The sequence below is a fragment of the Runella zeae DSM 19591 genome, from assembly GCF_000423565.1.
Classification (GTDB): Bacteria; Bacteroidota; Bacteroidia; order Cytophagales; family Spirosomataceae; genus Runella; species Runella zeae.
The window spans coordinates 118,047-133,895 of the sequence record NZ_AUIF01000029.1; the positions used below are offsets into that span (position 1 = coordinate 118,047).

At 42.5% G+C, this 15,849-nt stretch carries 13 protein-coding genes; 5 read left to right on the top strand and 8 right to left on the bottom strand.

Annotation, left to right across the window (positions count from 1 at the left end):
• Positions 1 to 139 precede the first annotated feature (139 nt).
• A complete protein-coding gene (locus G563_RS0106770; protein ID WP_028664649.1) occupies positions 140 to 856 on the top strand; it encodes a pyridoxine 5'-phosphate synthase in 717 nt (238 codons plus the stop codon).
• Positions 857 to 1,095: 239 nt separating this feature from the next.
• Positions 1,096 to 1,479 (top strand): RidA family protein, encoded by a 384-nt coding sequence (locus tag G563_RS0106775; protein WP_028664650.1) that lies wholly within the window; start codon positions 1,096 to 1,098, stop codon positions 1,477 to 1,479.
• A 181-nt stretch (positions 1,480 to 1,660) separates the two neighbouring features.
• On the opposite strand, the gene G563_RS0106780 is transcribed toward G563_RS0106775, so the two are convergent.
• From G563_RS0106780 to G563_RS0106805, 5 genes are all read right to left on the bottom strand, one after another.
• Positions 1,661 to 2,839, bottom strand: coding sequence for an acetyl-CoA C-acyltransferase (locus tag G563_RS0106780; protein WP_028664651.1), 1,179 nt, complete (start codon positions 2,837 to 2,839; stop codon positions 1,661 to 1,663).
• 339 nt (positions 2,840 to 3,178) lie between these two features.
• Entirely contained in the window at positions 3,179 to 3,973 is a 795-nt protein-coding gene (locus G563_RS0106790) for a PhzF family protein (RefSeq protein ID WP_028664652.1), read from the bottom strand.
• Positions 3,974 to 4,085: 112 nt separating this feature from the next.
• Positions 4,086 to 4,610, bottom strand: coding sequence for a thioredoxin family protein (locus tag G563_RS0106795; RefSeq protein WP_028664653.1), 525 nt, complete (start codon positions 4,608 to 4,610; stop codon positions 4,086 to 4,088).
• Between the two features lie 91 nt (positions 4,611 to 4,701).
• The gene (locus G563_RS0106800; protein ID WP_028664654.1) at positions 4,702 to 6,162 is read right to left on the bottom strand and encodes a gluconokinase; all 1,461 of its coding nucleotides are present in this window, start codon (positions 6,160 to 6,162) and stop codon (positions 4,702 to 4,704) included.
• A 165-nt stretch (positions 6,163 to 6,327) separates the two neighbouring features.
• Positions 6,328 to 6,789, bottom strand: coding sequence for an Lrp/AsnC family transcriptional regulator (locus G563_RS0106805; protein ID WP_028664655.1), 462 nt, complete (start codon positions 6,787 to 6,789; stop codon positions 6,328 to 6,330).
• A 174-nt stretch (positions 6,790 to 6,963) separates the two neighbouring features.
• Between G563_RS0106805 and rocD the strand changes: the two genes are divergently transcribed.
• Complete coding sequence (rocD, locus tag G563_RS0106810) at positions 6,964 to 8,208, top strand: ornithine--oxo-acid transaminase (protein WP_037326038.1); 1,245 nt, start codon at positions 6,964 to 6,966, stop codon at positions 8,206 to 8,208.
• 54 nt (positions 8,209 to 8,262) lie between these two features.
• On the opposite strand, the gene G563_RS0106815 is transcribed toward rocD, so the two are convergent.
• A complete protein-coding gene (locus G563_RS0106815) occupies positions 8,263 to 9,678 on the bottom strand; it encodes a DASH family cryptochrome (protein ID WP_028664657.1) in 1,416 nt (471 codons plus the stop codon).
• 712 nt (positions 9,679 to 10,390) lie between these two features.
• On the opposite strand from G563_RS0106815, the gene G563_RS0106825 reads away from it, so the two are divergent.
• Positions 10,391 to 12,667 carry a tetratricopeptide repeat protein gene (locus G563_RS0106825; RefSeq protein ID WP_028664658.1) on the top strand — a complete coding sequence of 759 codons (2,277 nt, stop codon included), beginning with the start codon at positions 10,391 to 10,393 and terminating at the stop codon, positions 12,665 to 12,667.
• On the opposite strand, the gene G563_RS0106830 is transcribed toward G563_RS0106825, so the two are convergent.
• On the bottom strand, positions 12,668 to 13,297 hold the full coding sequence (locus tag G563_RS0106830) for a hypothetical protein (RefSeq protein ID WP_028664659.1): 630 nt from the start codon (positions 13,295 to 13,297) through the stop codon (positions 12,668 to 12,670).
• Positions 13,298 to 13,543: 246 nt separating this feature from the next.
• A complete protein-coding gene (locus G563_RS0106835; RefSeq protein ID WP_028664660.1) occupies positions 13,544 to 14,953 on the bottom strand; it encodes a high affinity choline transporter 1 in 1,410 nt (469 codons plus the stop codon).
• Positions 14,954 to 15,087: 134 nt separating this feature from the next.
• Here G563_RS0106835 and G563_RS0106840 point away from each other — a divergent pair, with 134 nt between their 5' ends.
• Positions 15,088 to 15,819, top strand: a complete 732-nt coding sequence (locus tag G563_RS0106840) for an esterase family protein (RefSeq protein ID WP_028664661.1) — start codon at positions 15,088 to 15,090, stop codon at positions 15,817 to 15,819.
• The last annotated feature ends 30 nt before the right edge of the window (positions 15,820 to 15,849 follow it).

Consider the following 15,849-nt stretch of genomic DNA (forward strand, 5'->3'; position numbering starts at 1 on the left):
TATCACTCAAAAATTGTGTAAAAGTGGATTTCCCTCTACTTTTGAAACCATTATCAAAACTTAAAAGTTAGAAAGCTAAGCATTCATCAAAGTGCATTTTTGCTGGATTGGATGCTATATCATAACCATTTTATTTACCATGACCCGTCTTAGTGTAAATATCAACAAAATTGCCACGCTACGCAACTCTCGCGGGGGCAATAATCCCAATGTAGTAAAAACAGCGCTCGATTGCGAAAGTTTTGGAGCACAAGGAATTACAGTACACCCGCGCCCCGATGAGCGTCATATTCGATACCAAGATGTGTTGGATTTAAAAGAAGTCGTAAGCACTGAGTTCAACATTGAGGGGAATCCTACCGAAAAAAAGTTTATCGAACTCGTGCTTCTAGCCAAACCCGCGCAAGTCACACTCGTGCCTGACGCCCTCGGTGCTATCACTTCCAATGCCGGCTGGGATACCATCACCCATCGCGAAAGATTAACGGATTTGGTAGGTATTTTCAAAGAAGCGGGTATTCGAGTATCGGTTTTTGTAGATCCCGACGAAAAAATGGTAGAAGGTGCCAAAATCTGTGGTGCCGACCGCGTAGAATTATATACCGAGCCCTATGCAGCTGACTATCCCGAAAATCCTGCCAAAGCCGTAGAAGCTTACGTAAAAGCCGCTAAAGTAGCACACGAAATAGGGTTGGGCCTGAATGCAGGCCATGATTTAAGTCTTGAAAATCTTCGGTATTTGAAAGAACAAATTCCGTATTTAGATGAAGTTTCGATTGGTCATGCGCTTATTTGCGATGCACTTTATTATGGCCTCGAAAACACCATACAGATGTATCTGCGTGAGTTAGAATAAAGATTTTGCGTAATTATTGAGCCGTAGGCAATAAGCGTTAAGCAGTAGGCATTTTTTGCGATGTTTATAGGCAATCACAGCGGAAAATCGCTGCTTATGCAAAACCATTCTTAATAAAAAGCTTAGGGCTTACGGCCTACGCGGCCGCCCGCGCGGAGCATCTTGCTAAGTAGTTATGATTTCACAATATACTTTTCAAAACTTAGAAGCATTATTTCCTTCAAACCTCTTACAATAGCATGTCGAAAAAAATCATTTTGACCGCCGCCGCCCCTGCCCCTATTGGCCCTTATTCGCAAGCTGTATTAGCAGGCAATACCCTGTACGTATCGGGACAAATCCCCATCGACCCCGCCACCGGCAATCTCGTAGTGGGAAGTATCGAAGATGAAGCAGAGCAAGTGATGCGCAACTTAGAAGCCATTCTGAAAGAAGCGGGATTAGGCTTTGAGAATGTGGTAAAAACCAGTATTTTCTTGAAAGACATGAACAACTTCGGGAAAGTAAACGAAGTATACGGACAATTTTTTACGGGCGATTATCCCGCCCGCGAAACGGTAGAAGTGGCTCGTTTGCCCAAAGATGTAAATGTAGAAATATCGGTTATTGCCCTAAAAGACTAAAAATAAAACCTCATATTTGACTTCTCCGAAGTCGTTTGCGTGGAGAGCACACATTATGCTACAAAAGTTGGGCTTCTCCGAAGCCGTTTTTTAGAAAGGTAGTCCTGCCTCGGAGAAGCAAAAGGTTTGTAGCTAGCTAACAAGGCCCTTACCAAAAGCAAACGACTTCGGAGAAGTCATATTAGTTCAAAAACTCATAAATACCCGCTACGCCTTGGCCGCCGCCTACGCAGGCTGTTACCATTCCGTATTTCTGCTGACGACGGCGCATTTCGTTAAATAACTGCACCGACAGCCGAGCCCCCGTTGACCCTAAGGCGTGTCCCAATGCAATAGCCCCTCCATTGGGATTGAGTTTGGCGGGATCGATGCCCAATTCTCTCACTACCGCTAAAGATTGCGCTGCAAAAGCCTCATTCAATTCTATTTGGTCAATATCGTTCAACGATAATCCCGCTTGCTTGAGCGCGATAGGCACTGCTGCTACAGGGCCAATCCCCATAATACGCGGCTCTACTCCTGCTGACGCATAAGACATCATTCGTGCTATCGGCTTTAGGTTCAGCTCATTGACCATCCGTTCGGACATCACTACTACAAAAGCCGCCCCATCGGAAGTCTGCGAAGAATTGCCGGCTGTGACGCTTCCGCCTGCTGCAAATACGGGCTTTAGTCTGCCCAATGCCTCCAGATTAGTATCTGCACGTGGACCTTCGTCTTTGCTTATTACATATTCTTTATTTTTCTTTTTGCCGCTATTGGGGTCAAAATAAGTTTCTTTGACCGTAATAGGCACTATCTCACTATCAAATTTGCCTTCTTTCTGCGCCGCTAGTGCTTTTTGGTGGGAAGCAAATGCAAAAGCATCTTGGTCTTCACGGCTGATTTTATACTGATTGGCTACTTGCTCAGCCGTAAGTCCCATGCCGATATAATAATCGGCGTGTTCTTTGGCGATTTCATAATTAAGCGCCGTTTTCCAACCCGTAGTTGGTACCATCGACATCGACTCTACCCCACCCGCTACAATACAATCGGCGATACCAGCGTGAATTTTGGCAGCGGCAATCGCAATCGCCTCTACCCCTGACCCGCAATAACGGTTGATAGTAAAGCCTGGAACACTTTTGGGAAGTGCTAACAAAGATATAAAACGGGCGATTTGCATCCCTTGCTCTGCTTCTGGAACTGCATTTCCTACAATAAGGTCATCTACGCGTGCGGGGTCGAGTTGAGGAAGTTGGGTCATCATATGCTTGATTACTTCCGCGCCCAAATCATCAGGACGAGTAAAACGAAAAACACCTTTGGGAGCTTTTCCCACTGCTGTACGATAACCAGCTACAATGTATGCGTTCATGTGTTAAGAATTATTGCTTCGTTTGAACTATTCACTACAAAACAAACAATTTTTTCGCAAAAAGTACTCTGCAAGCATAACATTTTTCTAAAAAAAACGAAAATTTTTCCTTTATTTCTGCAAACGCCTCATCTTCCCAAACAACTACAGGAGTGAGAGCAGGTATTGAAAATATCCTAATGGTCAGGTCAAAAGAAAAATGGGGCAGCACATCGCAATGTTTTTAACAAAAAAACCACAAAACCAAGCATATTGCTACACTTAGTCTTGTGGTCAAATCAATCACTTTTTTGTGTATTAGGTAAAGAAGCAATGTTACTCCTTATCAGGAGTGAGCACTTACTCGTTTATTTCGATGGTTCCTCTAAGATACAATCTCACCTGACCTGCTATATCTACGCGCTCCCCTCTCAATTTTGTTTTGAGATAGCCACCTCGTGGAGATACTTGAAGCGCTACGAATTCATCTTTTTGAAGTTTTTCGGCCCAATAAGGTGTCAAACTTGTATGCGCCGAACCCGTAACGGGGTCTTCGGCAATGCCTGATTGTGGCGCAAAAAATCGCGATACAAAATCCACTTCATCACCTTTGGCTGTCACAATTACCCCACGGGCAGGTACGGTAGATAAGACAATCACATCAATGTCCAGATTACGCACCAATGACTCGCTTTCTAATACCACCAAAAAATCAGTTTTACCCTTTACTATATCCACAGGCGTAATCTCGCCCAAAGCTTCTAACAAAGCTGGTGGAGTCAGAAGTTGCTTGTGGAGCATATCCACCGGAAAATCCAACACCAACCACTCGCCTTCTTTAGTCACTTTCAATTCGCCGCTACGCGAATCAAAACGGATTGTATCATGAGGATAATTGTCCAAATTAAAAATCACGTAGGCCGTAGCAAGCGTGGCATGCCCACACAAGTCCACCTCTACCGTAGGCGTAAACCAGCGAATATGAAACCCCTCCTCTGTGGGAACATAAAAAGCTGTCTCGGCGAGGTTGTTTTCGGCCGCAATCGCCTGCATGGTGTCGTCGGCAAGCCAAGAAGAAAGTGGAACTACAGCGGCAGGATTACCTCCAAAAACATGATTTGTAAAGGCGTCTAGTTGGTATAAAGGAAGTTGCATATAAAATGAGTTGGTACTGTCTATGAAACACTTATGCTTCTACGGTAGTTCGCCGCAGAAGCACAAAACTTAAATCAACATCTATTACACCACCCTCTACAGCTCTGCCCAACTAATTTTTCTTAGCGATGTATTTATTAGAATACGTTTTTTCTTGAAATTGTTTAAAAGGTTCTTTGGTATGATTGTTGTCACCAAAGTAAGCCAACACTTGGTGAAACAACCGTGGCTCCAAATAGCCTGATACAGGTTGAATCAAATTCATTTTTTCATCCAAAATGACGGTAGTAGGATAGCCCGACACTTTGCCATTCATCATGTTTTTGAAAGATACTTTTCCGAGCATCACATCGGCATCTTTTTCAGGATTGTATTTGACGGCGTAGAATTTTTTGTTGGCAAAATCCACCACTTCCGCATTTTTGAAGGTATTCTTATCCATAACCTTACACCATCCACACCAATCGGTATATAAGTCAATAAACACCTTACGTGGTTGTTTTTGGCTTAATTTATAGGCTTCGCTCAAAGTCACCCATTTGATTTTAGTTTCTTCTACATTAGAGTTTTTTGGCTTGAGTGCCATGAGGCTCACTAGCATTAGCGCCACAAGCCCTACAATTCCTATTTTTTTCATGGTTTCGTTTCAAAAGTTTGACTACTCGTAAACAAACACTTATTGTAAAATGTTCCTTCGCAAAAACCGCGCCATATTTTCTCAACATTCCCTACCGATGAGCTAAAAGTTGTCCAAATTGCTGCTGCATTTTACGATACAAACGAATTTTGGCGGGGTCGGGATGGTAAGTATCCGCGTACCGTACGTATTGATGTACGCCACTTTCTAAAGTATCTATTTTTTTTAATGACTTCATTGCCAACAAAATAGCCCCTAAACATCCGCTTTCATTACTTTCATTGACTCGTACCGGAATCCCAAAAATATCCGATACCAACTGCAACCAAAACGCCGACCTTGTAAAACCACCGTTAGCATGTAATTCTTTGGTTTTAGTAAGCTGTTCATCAATGATATGACGCGTTTGGTTGAGATTATACAAAATCCCTTCAAGGGTAGCCCTCGCCAAATGCGCTTGTGTGTGTTGCCAAGTTAAGTTTTGATAACTCCCCTTGGCGCTCGCATCCCAAACAGGGGCTCTTTCTCCCAACAAATAAGGCACAAACAACAATCCATGCGACCCTGCCGCCGCACTTTCAGCCATGCTCAACAGCTCAGTGGGGTCTTTGTGGAGTAGATGTTTTGAAAGCCATTCAAGTACATTGCCTCCGTTGTTGGTAGGTCCCCCCGAGACGTAGTGAGTATCGTCCAAGACATAGGTAAAAAGTCTTTTTTGAGGGTCTTTCGAAGGTTTGGAGGAGGTTTGTCTTACCGCTCCACTCGTACCAATCGTCAGGGTAGAGACGCCATTTTCTAAAGCTCCCGAACCCAAATTGGCCAAACACGCATCGCCCGCCCCAATTACAAAAGGAGTTCCCGAAGGAAGCCCTAATTTTTTGCAAAGACTAGGCTTAATAAGTTTTTCTTGGTGGTAGGTATCCACAATTTCTGATAAATAATCAGCAGAAAGACCCGCGTATTGAAGCGCAAGATCAGACCATTTGAGGCGTCGATTGTCCAAAAGGGCTGTACCCGAAGCTATCGAGTATCCAATTTGGAATTTACCAAATAGCCTATACCAAATGTATTCTTTTTGGGACACAAAACGATTGATATTATCAAATGTTTGTGGCTGTTTCTCCTTAAACCACAGCATCTTGGTAAGTGGTGCATAAGGGTGCGCAGGAATCCCAACTTGTGGGTAAAGTTTATCAAAAATAGGATCTTTTTTCAGCGCGTCGGCTTGAGTTTTGCTGCGATTGTCGGCCCAAAGCAACGACCGCGACAATCGACGATTGCGCCCATCCAAGGCAATGACACTATGCATCGCCGAACATAAACTAACGGCTTCTACGGAGCGATTTTGGTTCCGTAACATATCCGTTACCTGACGAATCACATCCACAAAAAGCCCAAAAATTTCGTCGGGATTTTGCTCAACATAGCCGTTTCGAGGATGATAAGTCACACAAGAGGCTGTCGAGTGCGCCACTATCTCGCCTTGCTCCGTCATCGCAATCGCTTTTACATTGGTGGTTCCAATGTCTATACCTATCCAAACATTTTGCACAAAATTGACAAGTTAAAATTTCATAAAAAAGGTAATTGTTCAACTTATATGATTTGCGTCTGCGACGCAACACCCTTCTTGACCCAAATAATAGTTTGGGTCAAGCTATCCGACCTTAACTATAATAAACATTTGCTCAAAAATTAAGATAAAAAGGGTCTATACCTACTCTTCAATAGGTACGTTTCGCTTAAAAGCCGCTCCAAAATCTATCAATGATTCAGTCTTGAGAACGCCCGGTATGTGGTCTATTTTGTCGTACAATACCCGCCTCATGTGCTCATTGCTGCGTGCCACAATCCTAATGTAGAGCGTGTATTTTCCGGTAATATAATAACACTCTGTCACTTCAGGTATCAACTTCAACTCCTCAATAATCTTCTCAGAATCAGAATCTTCCTTTAGCATAATTCCCGTAAACGCCCCCCATTCATATCCTAATTTGCGTTCGTTTACTACTACAGTCGTACCTTTAAGGATACCTATTCGGCGGAGCTTTCCTACACGTTGGTGAACCATCGTATTTGAAATTCCTAAATCATCAGCAATCGCCGAATATGCTTTACGTGCATCTCGTTCTAGTTGCTTGAGAATCAAGCGGTCGTATTCATCTAAAGGTTCTTCCATAACAAACGATAAAACACAAAAACAAAAGTTTATTTTTCTTATTTCTAACTAATATTAAGTCAATAATAACAAAATTATACTCAATAAAAATAATTATAACTTATAAAGTATTTATAAAAAGTTATTTTGCTCTTTTGAATACTAAACATTAGTTACCAACTACATTTTGTTATCATGACTGCCACCGAATATACTCACTCCGACTACTTGATAGGCCTCGAAAAAAACTACGGTGCCCACAATTACAAACCCATCCCTGTGGTGCTCGACCGAGGGGAGGGGATTTATGTATGGGATGTAGAAGGAAACCGTTATTTCGATTTTCTTTCAGCCTATAGTGCAGTCAATCAGGGACATTGCCATCCTCGGATTGTTGAGGCTTTGATACAGCAATCTCAAAAATTGACCCTTACCTCCCGTGCTTTTTACAATTCTGTATTGGGCGAATGTGAAAAGTTTTTGTGTGAATACTTCGGCTACGATAAAGTATTGATGATGAATTCGGGCGTAGAAGGAGGCGAAACCGCCCTCAAACTCACCCGCAAATGGGGTTATCAGGTCAAAGGAATTCCTCAAAACCAAGCCAAGACAGTGTACGCAGCGGGCAATTTTTGGGGACGAACCTTAGCAGCAATTTCATCTTCTACCGACCCCGATAGCACCGACGACTATGGGCCGTTTTTACCGGGCTACATTATCATTCCATATAATGATTTGACGGCTTTGGAACAAATTTTTCAATCAGACCCCAACATCGCGGGATTTATGGTAGAGCCTATTCAAGGCGAAGCCGGGGTGGTAGTTCCTGACGAAGGATATTTGCGCGGAGTACGTGCGCTTTGTACCAAATACAATGTGCTTTTTATCGCTGACGAAGTGCAAACAGGAATTGGGCGTACGGGCAAACGTCTCGCTTGTGATCACGAAGAGGTCAAACCCGACATTTTGGTGTTGGGAAAAGCACTCTCAGGCGGCGTGTATCCCGTATCGTGTGTGCTTGCCAACGACGAAATCATGCTGACTATCAAGCCCGGACAGCACGGCTCAACCTATGGCGGCAATCCCCTTGCCGCTGCCGTAACAATGGCCGCCCTGTCGGTAGTGAAAGATGAGAAACTAGCAGAAAATGCCCAATATTTAGGCGAAGTTTTTAGGGAAAGAATGCGCCAAATTCAAACCAAGGCCTCTTTAATTCAAGAGGTACGCGGCAAAGGATTGCTCAATGCAATTGTTATCAATACCGACGAAGAAAGCCCCTTGGCATGGCATATTTGTCTGCGCCTCAAAGACTTAGGCTTACTTTGTAAACAAACTCACGGCAACAAAATACGGTTTGCACCGCCTTTGGTGATTACAGAAACGCAACTGCACGAAGCCTGTGACTTAATCGAAAAAGTAATTTTAGAATTTAGTGTCTAAAACTTTTGACAGGCGCAGGCCTGCGCCTGTCAAAAGTTTTTATGATTTTGCAAGCTATTGACCAGCCCCTACAATGGGACTAGAATATTTCACGCCATATTTTTGAAGTTGTTGGGGCGTGAGGGAGCTTATCTTGTGAATCCATTCGGCAGGGACGTTGGCTAATTCGGGCAACCACCTTTTTACATATTCACCTTTGGGATCATATTTAGTAGCCTGCGTCAGAGGGTTGAAGTAACGATTTTCGCGGGGATCGTTGCCCACTCCTGCTACATAGTTCCAATTCCCCCAGTTGCTACAAACATCATAATCAACCAATTGACTTTCAAAATAAGCGGCTCCCCAAGTCCAATCCACTCCCAAGTCTTTAGCCAAAAAACTAGCGACATTTTGACGGCCTCGGTTTGACATAAAACCCGTCAGCAGCAACTCGCGCATGTTAGCATCTATGAAAGGAACACCCGTTTGACCATGAACCCACTTGTCAAACAGCTCACGGTCGTGATTCCAGCGCAATTCGAGGTTGTATTGAATACCACTTGGTTTGAAAAGCCGTGGACCATATTTGAGAGCTACAAATCGAAAATAATCACGCCAAATAAGCTCAAAAATGAGCCAATACGTGGAGTCGTTGGCCCCGCGTTCGGCTTCGTATCGCTTGATTTCTTCATAAATCTGACGAGGTGAAACACAGCCGTAAGCCAGCCACGGTGACAACTTGGAAGAATAATCAGCCCCAATCAGCCCATTGCGGGTTTCTTTGTACGTTTTGATATGGTCGGTATCCCATACATAGGATTGAAGTCGAAGGAGTGCTTCCGTTTCTCCCCCCTTAAAATTGAGAACAGTCCGGGGGTCTACTTCTGGAAACAATGAAAAAAGAATCAACTCATAAATTTCAGGAAGTTTGCCCGCTTCCAATCCCTCGGGAAGTTTGAGTGAAATAGGCTCAGGAAAAATAGACCTGATTGTGGATTGTTTTTCAACGGCTTTTCTAAAATCCGTAAAAACGTCAGGCAAACGCGAAACCCAAAAAGGCAAGTCGCGCGGATGGTAGAGAGTAGCCCCCCAAAAAACCTCAAAATCAATATTATATACTTTTAGTTTTTTTGATACAGAGGTTTCTACGTCGGTTTCCTCTTGGGTGGCTTCTTTGCTGGTGTAGATAGCCTCTACTTCCCATCCACGGGCAAGGTCGCTGATGATAGCCTCGGGCTTTCCTTGTCTTATGAGGAGATTCCCTCCTTTTTTACGGAGATTGTCACGTAAGTTTTGAACCGATTCTAGGAGAAACTTAGCTCTAAATTGACCCGTTTTAGGGAAGTCGAGCGGTTGTATCTGTTCAAATTGACGAGTATCAAAAACGTAGAGAGGTATCACTTCATCTGCGTCTTGGGTAGCTTTTAGAAAGCCTTCATTGTCGTGTAGGCGCAAATCATTGCGAAACCAATATATAATGCGTTTGGGCATAGACTTAACTTTTGTTTTTCTATGCCCAAAACTACGTTTATCCCATTTAGGTTCTACAAAAACTGCGGTTATTATTTGTAGAGACGTTGCATGCAACGTCTGCGGAGACATCCAATGTAGAGACGTTGCATGCAACGTCTCTACCATACCAAAATGACAAAAACAATGCCATTCAAAATCATTTGGGGATGCATTTTTTCTGTGAAATAAAAAATTAGATTCTATTTTAAAAGAAAACAAGGGTCAATTGATAAAACTGTGGCATGTTATCCTAAACTTAAATCCGCTTATAGTTTCAAATAATTATACTCTTTAATCTCATCTAATCACCGTTATTTTTGTGTTCGTCAGCTAAAAAAACATAATTCAAAAAAATAACCCTTACCCCTAAAATAGGACATTTATATTATACAAAAAAGCCTTTCTGGTACTCTTTGCCCCACCATAACACTCATATTCAAACATTTAGATTCACATTAAACTTTCTTCTAATCTAAACATAATAATACTATTTCACTTCATTTTAATATGTCAAACAATGGATTGTTGATTATTCAAAAATGACATTTTTGATTTTAAAAGTTTTGTTTCGTACTTTTACTTATTATCCTAACAAAATCCTTTACATTATTTTTTGCTGATAGCCTCTCCCACCTCAATAGGTTGTATTTCTAAAAGCATTTAAAATGGCACGGTTCGTGTTTTAGAAGGAATGTATGCTACCCCAAATCTAGGAATAGTGATGTCGTATCAGAGGCTGCTACTTAGTTTTTTTGTTGTTTGGTTTGTGCTGATAATTCCAGCATGGAGTGTTACTTCCGATTCTACCAATCAGCAAAAAGCGTTGATAATAGAACCTACTATTGCTTTAGCAAAACGCCCCATCCCTCCTCCGATTGTTGCTCCCAAAAATCTCCCATCTCAATTTTCTGATAAACGCTTCAAACAACTCAATAATGGCGGTGTACAGCAAGCTTATCAGATGAAATATCACACGGCACAGTCACTTTTCTTACAAGCCAACGAAATGTCGCCCCACAATGATACCTTGCTTTACAACCTATCACTGGTAACGGGTCTGATGAAAAATTACGATGCAGCCCTCGAACTCATGGGCCAAACTGGCGTTGGGAAGAAGTATTTGCACAATAAAGGGGTATGGGAAGCCCAAAAAGGTCACCTTCAAGAAAGCTTGACTACTTGGGGATTTGCGCATCCTACTGATACTCTTTGTTTTAATATTGCTTTGGCAAACTATCGTTTGGGGGATTTGCAAGAAGCACAAAACTGGGGAAAAAGGTTTGGATTTGCCAAAGCTGCCGAGTTTCACGAACTCACTGCCAACGTATTGTTCAGATTAGGAGAGTACAAGCAAGCTGAAAAACTCTACGAAAAAGCCGAAAAATTTGCAAATCGTACCGGAAAACGTGCCGCTGGGCCACGTCTATTGATACAGCGCGGCAATGCTCATTTGGCCCAACACGAATACGACAAAGCCGAAATTCTTTACAGAGAATACTTGTCTACCAAAGACCCTTTCTATCGCTATTCAGCGCATTTGGGCTTGGGTCATGCCCTCTATCGGCAACGTAAATACCAGCTTGCCGTCTTAGAATATGACGCAGCTTGTCGCAACAACGGCACGGCCGAGGCTTGGCTTGGACTGGGCTTTGCTTATGTAGGAACCAACGGCCAACGGCAAGCTCAAAAAGCTTTTGAACGCTCGCTCGATTTGGACTCCACTCAAAAAAGCGCTTGGCTTGGGCTAGGAATGGTATATTATCGCTTGCGCAATTTTGGGGAAGCGGTATGTTGTTTCGACCAAGCGGGCGATATTCTTAGCGACCGCAATCGCAATCATGCGGATTTGTTTGCAGCACGGGCATTTTGTCGCTTATATACCAATCAATCCCAACTTGCCAAAGACGACGTACAGACCGCTGTCAGGTTGTCGGGCAAAGGGCTTTTGCCTTGTCTGGCAATGAGCGAATATTTACGCATCGAAGGTTATTTTTTATCATCCCTCAAATGGCTCGAAAGAGGTATCAAAGCCAACGAAGAAGCAAGTGCTCGGATGCTCGTCAATCGAGGCAATATCTACCTCAAATGCCTTGAATATGAAGACGCAATGGCCGATTTTGAAAAAGCTCATAGTCTTGACCCTAGCAATATCAACGCTTCCAATGGTTTGGCGATTTCATATCTCAACATGGACGACATAGACCGCGCCAAAGTACTCTATGATAGCCTACTACGCAAAAAAAGCGTAGCAATGCTGCACAATAACCGTGGGATTGTGCGGTCGTATATGTCACTCCGCGAACGTCATCAGCGCAACCAAGCCGAAGAAGCCAAATATTCGATGCTTTCGATGCAAGATTTTGAAAAAGGATTGGAAGTAGATTCGACAAAAAAAGCCTATCATGTCAATATTGGCAACGTATACAAAAATCGCAAAGAAGAAGCTTCTGCTATTGAGCATTATCAACTTTACTTGAGCAAACATGCCATCAATAATATGGGGGTGCTTTTTGGAAACCAAGAACGAAAAGATTTTGCTGCCCACTATCTCGATATTGCGATTAGTTATGACACTGCCAACACCATTTATCTCTACAATCGCGCCAAGCTTTACCACGATCACTACAAAGACAAGTTTATCCGTAGGCCAGACTTACAGCGAGCTTTTAAATTGATGCCTACCAAAGATATCAGCCTAAAATACAGTCCAGACGGCTACGTTACTATTTTCTTATTTGATTACGATTTTGAAACTTATCATTTTCCTGGCGACCCGCTTTTTGACATCAAAGCCAACCCTATTGATGATTTTGTTTTTTTACCTTCGTTGGATTTCATCCCGATGGAAGGAGGAGGAAATGTATTTGCAAAAAATGGTAATGGCCGCTACGCCGTTTCCAAAAGTCAACTACGATTCAAGCCCGCTTCGCGGCGTAATAGAGGGAAGACCAAATGCCCCAAAATCTGATTATTCCCAAACCACTTTTCCAAAAGAATGTAATTGGCGCGTTTGTAACACTTTATAGAGCTGCGGATACTTATAATTGAGTTTAAAAAATGCTTGCGAATCTACTTTAATATATTCGGGAAGTACACCAAAAGTATCAGAAGGAACCAAAACCTCCAGGCGCCCTATGGGAATATTACGGCTATCGAGGGTAGAAGCAATCGCAAATAAACATTCAAGCTCATCGCTTCCAAATCGGCCAACATACGCTAACAATTGCGAAAAAAAAGCCTCATCATCATTGATAGCCATCACATTGATGGCCAAAGTAGTATTATTAAAATAAGTGCCCATCCCCCTGAAAATCCCATTCAGTGATCGAATAATAACCCGGCCATCAGTACCAATGTTTACTAAATCTTTTACAATAATTTTACGTTCATCGTCAATATAATACCGTTCGTATTTACCACTCAAGTGTCTGATACTCTGACTTTGACTCAGTACAAAATTATCTTGTGCTGAGTCAAACAAACCAGGGCTATCCGAACTAAATACATAATCTTCAATATCGCTGGGCATGGGTAGCTGCTGACGGCGCTTCTTTACATTGAGTGCCTTCTTCAACACAGGAATCATCTCTTTTTTCATCTTTACAAAAATCAGGAGTAAACATCTAAAAAGAGCATCACCAAAACCATACCAATATTAGACATATTATAAAACAATTTATACGACTATTTTAAAACAAAAAAAAGACATACCTAAAAGATTTTAAAGTGCCAAAACTCGCACTCAAAACATACTATTGAGTCATTTATGTAAAAAAAAGTATATATTTTAACTTAAAAATAAATCTCGTATTAAAAGACATAAATAGAGAAAAACGGTACCATTTTAGTCTAATTTCTTCAGCGTAGGCGACAATAAAGGTTGGGGCGGAGTCAGCCATGACCCTACAAGCATTCCCAACAAACTGGCAAGTGTACCATACAAAAGCGCGGGAAAAGTAGTTTCCCATACAAACTCACACCCCATCCAGACCCCTAATCCCAAAATCATAGAAGCCAAACAACCTGCCTTGTTGGCACGCTTCCAGTACAATCCAAAAGTCAAAGGAATAAAGAGTGACACCAAACTAAAAGCCGACGATTCGCCCACCAATTCAAAAATATCTTGGCGAGAGCGTGCCATCCAAATCGATGACAAAGTCACCAATACGACTCCTCCTCTTATCACCAAAAGCAACTTGGCATCGGGAAGTTTGGGAAAGTAGGGTTTGACTAAGTTTTCGCCTAAAACCGCCGCAGGTGCCAAAATAGCGCCACTACTCGTACTCAACAAAGCAGAAATCAACGCCCCAAAAAACAAAATCTGTATCCACATAGGAGCATGTTGAAGTACCATATTAGGAATAATCATTTTGGTATCTCCTTGCATGAGTTGAGGGTATAGCGATTTGGATGCCAATGCAATAAAAAGTGGCAGTAATGCCACCGTAAGGTACAAAACCCCTGCCCAAATCGATGATTTCACGGCGGTGTCGGCGTCTTTGGAAGCCATTACTCTTTGAAAAATATCTTGCTGAGGAATAGAACCCAATCCTATCGTAATCCACGCCGCCAAGTACTCCGCATAGCTTTGCAGGCTGTGTTCTTTAGGCACCATTCTAAAAAAACCTTCGGGTTGCTGTGCCAAAACAGGTTCAATACCGCCTGTTTTGGTAAACAATATCACCGCCAATACCACCAATCCAATAATCAAAATGATATTGTGCAAAAAATCAGTAATGGAAATAGACCACATGCCTCCCGTCAAGGTATAAACCATGACCATACATGCCCCCACCCAAATTCCAGTGGCTAAAGGCAACCCAAAAATAACTTGCCCTACTATGCCCATCGCCACAAACTGCGCCGCAATCCATCCAAAATACGAAGGAATAATCATCGCAGCAGAGACAAATTCGGCAGTTTTGCCAAAACGTATCAAAAAGAAATCACAAAAGGTAATAATATTCCATCGATAAAAAGTACGGGCAAAAAATACGCCCACCAAAACTAAGCACAAGGCCGCCCCAAACGGCTCTTCGATCACACTCAAAAAACCTCCTTCCAAAAAATGAGAAGGAGAACCCATCATAGTTTCGGAGCCAAACCACGTAGCAAAAGTAACCATCGTAGCCAAGGCCATAGGCAGCCTCCGCCCTGCCAATACAAAATCTTCGGTGTTGTGAATTCGTTTGGAGGCCCAAAGGCCTACTCCTAGGTTGATAAGAAGATAAAAACAAATCGCAAAAATGAGCATGGAAGAAAGTAAATTAGGGGTTGTCAAAAATAAATCCTTTTGCGAACTTTGACAAAGTTTATCTATTTGTCGGTCAGAGGGTTGTTTTTGGTGCTTATTATCTCTGGCTTCTTTTTTATCCCAATCCCCACTGTATGCAACGCGAACTAGACAATTGGTATAGCCCCAACCTCCAGAAACACACCGAAATAGCGGTTTATGGTCATTATGGATTTGGGCTTTTGATGATTCCAACTGCGGCCTCAGATTACTTAGAGTATGAGCGCCAACACCTCATTGACAGTATTAGTAAGTATATCGACGAAGGTAAAGTAAAGGTGTTTTGTGTCAATAGTATCAATACTGAAAGCTGGATGAATCCTCACATGAGCGGACACGCCAAAGGTATTCGACACCAGCAATTCAACGAGTATATCTATAATGAGGTCGTCCCTTATATCAAGAGCCAAACTAGCCCAGAAACGCCTATCATTGCAGCGGGAGCTTCTTTTGGGGCTTTACATTCGGCCAACTTGTTTTTCCGACGCCCCGATTTAATCAACGGGGTCATCGCCATGAGCGGCTGCTACGATCTTACCGCTTACACCAAGGGGCATTATGACGACAATGTTTATTTCAATTCACCCGTGCATTACTTACGCAACTTACAGGATGAAGCGTATTTGTCTAAATACAGAGCCAGCAAACATATTCACCTGCTGAGTGGTTCGGGTAGCTACGAAGACCCCGATGCCTCGCGTCTTTTGTCGAGCATTCTTCATTCCAAATCCATCCCACATGAGTTGGATATTTGGGGACATGATATTCCACATGATTGGCCAACTTGGCACAAAATGCTCCCTTATTATCTCGAATCAAGGTTTTGAAAAAATAATGTTGCTCAACTCTCAGGTGCT

Coding starts and splice junctions, on each gene's coding strand:
- G563_RS0106825 (WP_028664658.1), top strand. CDS start 10,391: ATGTATGCTACCCCAAATCTAGGAATAGTGATGTCGTATCAGAGGCTG.
- G563_RS0106775 (WP_028664650.1), top strand. CDS start 1,096: ATGTCGAAAAAAATCATTTTGACCGCCGCCGCCCCTGCCCCTATTGGC.
- G563_RS0106780 (WP_028664651.1), bottom strand. CDS start 2,839: ATGAACGCATACATTGTAGCTGGTTATCGTACAGCAGTGGGAAAAGCT.
- G563_RS0106770 (WP_028664649.1), top strand. CDS start 140: ATGACCCGTCTTAGTGTAAATATCAACAAAATTGCCACGCTACGCAAC.
- G563_RS0106835 (WP_028664660.1), bottom strand. CDS start 14,953: ATGCTCATTTTTGCGATTTGTTTTTATCTTCTTATCAACCTAGGAGTA.
- G563_RS0106815 (WP_028664657.1), bottom strand. CDS start 9,678: ATGCCCAAACGCATTATATATTGGTTTCGCAATGATTTGCGCCTACAC.
- G563_RS0106795 (WP_028664653.1), bottom strand. CDS start 4,610: ATGAAAAAAATAGGAATTGTAGGGCTTGTGGCGCTAATGCTAGTGAGC.
- G563_RS0106790 (WP_028664652.1), bottom strand. CDS start 3,973: ATGCAACTTCCTTTATACCAACTAGACGCCTTTACAAATCATGTTTTT.
- rocD (WP_037326038.1), top strand. CDS start 6,964: ATGACTGCCACCGAATATACTCACTCCGACTACTTGATAGGCCTCGAA.
- G563_RS0106840 (WP_028664661.1), top strand. CDS start 15,088: ATGCAACGCGAACTAGACAATTGGTATAGCCCCAACCTCCAGAAACAC.
- G563_RS0106830 (WP_028664659.1), bottom strand. CDS start 13,297: ATGAAAAAAGAGATGATTCCTGTGTTGAAGAAGGCACTCAATGTAAAG.
- G563_RS0106805 (WP_028664655.1), bottom strand. CDS start 6,789: ATGGAAGAACCTTTAGATGAATACGACCGCTTGATTCTCAAGCAACTA.